Consider the following 4,157-nt stretch of genomic DNA (forward strand, 5'->3'; position numbering starts at 1 on the left):
CCGACGCTGCCACCCAGTCCTCGGCGAGGAACACGCCATCGCGCTGGTTCAGCAGTCCGAGTGACGTCACCGGCCTTGTTCATCGGCCGATGGGATGACGAGGTTGAGCTGCCCGAGGCGCTCTGGATCCACGAGGGCATCGATTTGCGTGATCTTTCCGTGGGTGACGGTGAACGCCATCACGGAGAACACTCGTCCGGCGGGCGCCACCACAACTCCCGCGGCGCCGTTGACGAGCACTGACCTGACGAACGGGTAGAGCTTGGAGTAAGTAGCGGAGTAGGCCGCTACGGCTACCGCGCCGCGAAGAATCAGCGACGCTTCCTCGCGCAGCACGCCGCCATCGATCCGCAGTTCGACATCGGGATCGAGCACCGCCACCAAGGCGTCAAAGTCGCCATCGCGAGAGGCGGCGAAGAACGCGTCGACGACCTCGCGCTGTCGGCCGATGTCCGGGTCCGGCGTGGGCGAGCCGTGCACGCGTCGCCGAGCTCGGCTGGCGAGCTGCTGCGCGGCGGCTTCGGAACGGTGGAGGACCGCCGCGATGTCCGCAAACGGCACGCCAAACACGTCGTGCAGCACGAACGCCAGCCGCTCGGGAGGAGTAAGCGCGTCGAGCACCACGAGCAGCGCGAGCCCGACCGAGTCGGCAACCAGCGCCTCCTGCTCAGGGTCGACGCTGCCTTCGAGGCTGACGACGGGGTCGGGCACGTAGACGTCCGTGAACTGTTCGCGCCGTGCTCGCCGGGCGCGCAGCATGTTCAGGCACACCCGCCCGACAATGGTGGTCAGCCAGGCCTGCATGTTCTCGACGCTCCGCCGATCCTGGTCGCGGATCCGGAGCCATGCCTCCTGGAGAGCGTCGTCGGCTTCGCTCACCGATCCCAGCATCCGGTAGGCAACCCCGCGCAAATGCGAACGGTGCTGCTGAAAGCGCTCCGTCAGCCACTCGATCTCCTCCATATCAAATAGGTTCCCCTTCTACCTCCTGTGGCCGTGACCGAATGGGAGTGGCGGCCCCCGCAGGGATCACCAGTGGTTGTGGTAGCCGAGGCCCACGACTAGGGCGCCGACGGCCATCACCAGGAAACTGACCGCACCGGCGACCTTGGGATCGCGCACCCGGATGTGCGCGCTCACCGCGCAGATGAAGTAGACGACCAGGCCAATCGCGGCGGCCATCCCGAGCACCGGCACAGCGAATCCGGCCAGCAGGCCGACCGCCCCGCAGGCCAGCAGAATCCCGAACGGAATCATCCACCTCGGCGACACTCGCACCTCGTCGGCGACGACCCTGACAGACTCCGCCCCGGCGAAGTTCAAAACGGCGGCATAGCCGTTCGCAAGCGCCACGACGATCGTGACGACAACGTAAGCGATGTGCATACTCATAAGACACGCCCGGACCGGAGAACCTGACCGCTCGGCCCCAGCGACCGCTATCCGCGCGCCCCCGCCTTCCGGCGGCCAAGGCATTATGGCATCGACGTTACCCATGACCGTACCTGCGCGAACACTGGCCTACCGAGGGAATATCTCTTGTCGGGATCTCCAGCGCCCCATGCTGACCCGCAGAGTCCGCGCGCAGATCACCCTGGTCTGCGAGTCAAGACCGGCCAGAGCCACACGATGGGACCTGCGCCAGATCGGCGGTTCACGCGCACGGCGAGTGACCAGGACCGACAGCATAACGTGACCAACGCCGACCGGCGTCGTGGTGCGAGATCGCCGATCTTGTGCGGCTGGGAATCGGCCCTACCGGCATGGCTGACCTTGCGCAGAAAGGCCGGTTCTGGGCGTCACGCCAGCAAGACAGACTCGTTCAGGTGCGGCGCATCCTGTACCACTGGGGCGCGGTCTTGTTCATGGGCCAGCCCAAGCCTGCGGTGTCCGCGGGCTCGGCCGTGAGCATCTGCCAGCCCGCGAAGGCGGCCTGGACCTCCTGCTGCGATGCGCCTCCGACCAGCGACCGCCAGCGGCCCGGGCCGAAGCTCATCAGCAGCAGGGTGGCCTCCGGCCTGGCCAGCGCCGAGATTCCTTCACCCTCGGCGAGACGTCCTCTGGCGTCCAGACCCTGGAAGCAGCCAATGTCGAGAAAGAAATCGAACGTTCCCAGGTTCGTCGACGGCAGCCGCGTCACGTCGCCGACGACATAGCTGAGCCCGTCCACGCCCCGGCTCTTGGCTGCTGCCGCCTCGATCGCGGCCGGCACGTAGTCGATGCCAACAGCCTGCCATCCTCTGCGCGCCAGCTCGGGGGTGTACTGGCCGCTGCCGCAGCCTAGGTCGAGCGCACGGCCGAGCGGGCTGGACCGCTCGGCCTCCTCCCGGTCCAGCAGCGCGGTGATACTTGCTGCCGCCTCCGTCGCGTACCGCTCCCAGGGCGTGATCCCGAACCGGTACAGGCGGGCGTAGTTCGTCATGGACCGACCTCCCAGTACTATCAGCCCGCAGCTCGCCCTGATCCTCAACGACCTGGGCAGCGTGGCGTTCGTCATCAGCTGGCTGCCGTCCGCGATCTTCGTCGCGGCCGCCGTCCCGTCCGCCGGCCACCGCGAACACCGCGCCGCGCAACGTGATCGGTGCGCGCTGCCACCAAATCCGTAACGCCGAATCGGCGCCCAGAGCGAACTCGTGAGTCTGTGATGGCACGGCGCGCAGATTTATCATTCTGGGGATTATCTCGCCAACAACGGTGTTTGCGGCGGTTCAGTAGTAGGTTTCGGCGGCCGGGAACCGGTCTCCCAGGGTTATCGCGAATGCGTTCAGTGCGAGCGGGACGAGGCTCGCCGAACTGCCCCGCCGGGTGCGCACATCAAGCGGTTTGGCGGGGAGATGTCCGCAGCCTGGGCTCGTCGTCGCCCGGAACACGAGGACCGGGAGCGCGGCGGCGGGCGAAGTAGCCGCCCCGCCGCGGGCCCGTCACGGGCCCGGCACTTGACCGATTAGTACGATCGTACTAATCTCATGCCATGAGTACTAACCGGGGCGCTGCTGAGCGCGGGGCGAGCACCTTCACCCAGCTCAAGCGCCGCGATCAGCTCGTGGACTGCGCGATCGGCGCCGTCGCCGAGCTCGGCTTCCCGCGCACCTCGGTGGCCGAGGTTGCGCGCCGGGCCGGGGTCAGCAAGGGAGTGGTCACCTACCACTTCGCGGCCAAGGATGACCTGATCAGCGCGGTGATCGCGCACGTGCTCGGCTCGATGACGGAGTACGTGCAGCCGCGCCTGCTGGCCGCCGAGCCATTGACGTTCCCCGAAAAGTTCATCGCGGCGTACATCGGCACCTGGGTCGAGTACTTCCGGACGCACGCCCGGGAAGTCATCGCGCTGGTCAGGATCTACAACAGCTTCCGGGACGAGGCCGGGCACCCGAACCCGGCCTTCGACGTGCGCGCTGACGAGGTGACCGCGGTCGAGCATGTCCTGACGCACGGGCAGGCGAAGGGCCTGCTGGGAGCCTTCTCCGCCCGGGTCATGGCAGCGAGCCTCAAGGCTGTCCTGGACGACCTGCTCACCCAGTTCGCGGCCGACCCTGACCTTGACATCGAGGCCTACGGCACCGAACTTGCCGCCCTCTTCGAGCGCGCGGCCCGCCCGGACCCCGGCGCCGACCCTGCCATCGCGCCGGGCCATGCACCACCCATCTGATCGCCTAGGAGGAGAGATGAAGCCCTACTTCGACACCAACCACATCGCCGGCCCGCTGCTCCTGGTTGTCGCGCTGGCCTGGGGAGCGATGGAACTCAGCCAGTTTTCCCGGGGGCTGGAAGCAAGGAAGGGAGCGACCAAGATCGGCGGGGCAACCTCGCGGGCGGTCTTCTTGGCCTGCCTGACTGCCGCGGGCGTCTTCCTGTATCTCGCGCCGCGCATTGTCCCGGCTGCCGTCATCCGGCCTGGCGCCGTCGCCTTCGCCGCCGGGATGGCGATTCTGGTGGCCGGGCTCGTGCTGCGCGGGTGGTCGTTCAAGACACTGGGCGAGTACTTCACCTTCACCGTCATGGTCAGCACCGACCAGCCGGTGGTCGCAAGCGGCCCGTATCGCCTGCTGCGCCACCCCAGCTATACCGGGATCCTGCTGGCCTGCATCGGGGCCGGCCTGACATCCGCGAACTGGGCCGGCCTGGCCGCCATGGCCCTGCTGCCGCTTTCGGTCATC

Annotated in this window: 6 protein-coding genes; 3 read left to right on the forward strand and 3 right to left on the reverse strand. The window is 67.6% G+C overall.

Annotation, left to right across the window (positions count from 1 at the left end):
* Positions 1–66: 66 nt before the first annotated feature.
* The 3 genes from sigJ to WA805_RS04465 form a co-directional block, all read right to left on the reverse strand.
* Positions 67–963 (reverse strand): RNA polymerase sigma factor SigJ, encoded by an 897-nt coding sequence (sigJ, locus tag WA805_RS04455; RefSeq protein ID WP_422340151.1) that lies wholly within the window; start codon positions 961–963, stop codon positions 67–69.
* A 66-nt stretch (positions 964–1,029) separates the two neighbouring features.
* Positions 1,030–1,386 carry a DoxX family protein gene (locus WA805_RS04460; RefSeq protein WP_424563514.1) on the reverse strand — a complete coding sequence of 119 codons (357 nt, stop codon included), beginning with the start codon at positions 1,384–1,386 and terminating at the stop codon, positions 1,030–1,032.
* A gap of 436 nt (positions 1,387–1,822) precedes the next feature.
* On the reverse strand, positions 1,823–2,422 hold the full coding sequence (locus WA805_RS04465) for a class I SAM-dependent methyltransferase (protein ID WP_422276805.1): 600 nt from the start codon (positions 2,420–2,422) through the stop codon (positions 1,823–1,825).
* Here WA805_RS04465 and WA805_RS04470 point away from each other — a divergent pair.
* From WA805_RS04470 to WA805_RS04480, 3 genes are all read left to right on the forward strand, one after another.
* The gene (locus WA805_RS04470) at positions 2,421–2,606 is read left to right on the forward strand and encodes a hypothetical protein (RefSeq protein ID WP_422276803.1); all 186 of its coding nucleotides are present in this window, start codon (positions 2,421–2,423) and stop codon (positions 2,604–2,606) included. The two genes, WA805_RS04465 and WA805_RS04470, sit on opposite strands and share 2 nt — an antisense overlap.
* Positions 2,607–2,971: 365 nt before the next feature.
* Positions 2,972–3,649: a TetR/AcrR family transcriptional regulator gene (locus WA805_RS04475; protein ID WP_425241706.1), complete on the forward strand. Its 678-nt coding sequence runs from the start codon at positions 2,972–2,974 to the stop codon at positions 3,647–3,649.
* Positions 3,650–3,665: 16 nt separating this feature from the next.
* On the forward strand, positions 3,666–4,157 hold a 492-nt coding region (locus WA805_RS04480), incomplete at its 3' end, for a methyltransferase family protein (RefSeq protein ID WP_425241707.1).

The organism is Trebonia sp. (assembly GCF_049794275.1).
Classification (GTDB): domain Bacteria; phylum Actinomycetota; class Actinomycetes; order Streptosporangiales; family Streptosporangiaceae; genus Trebonia.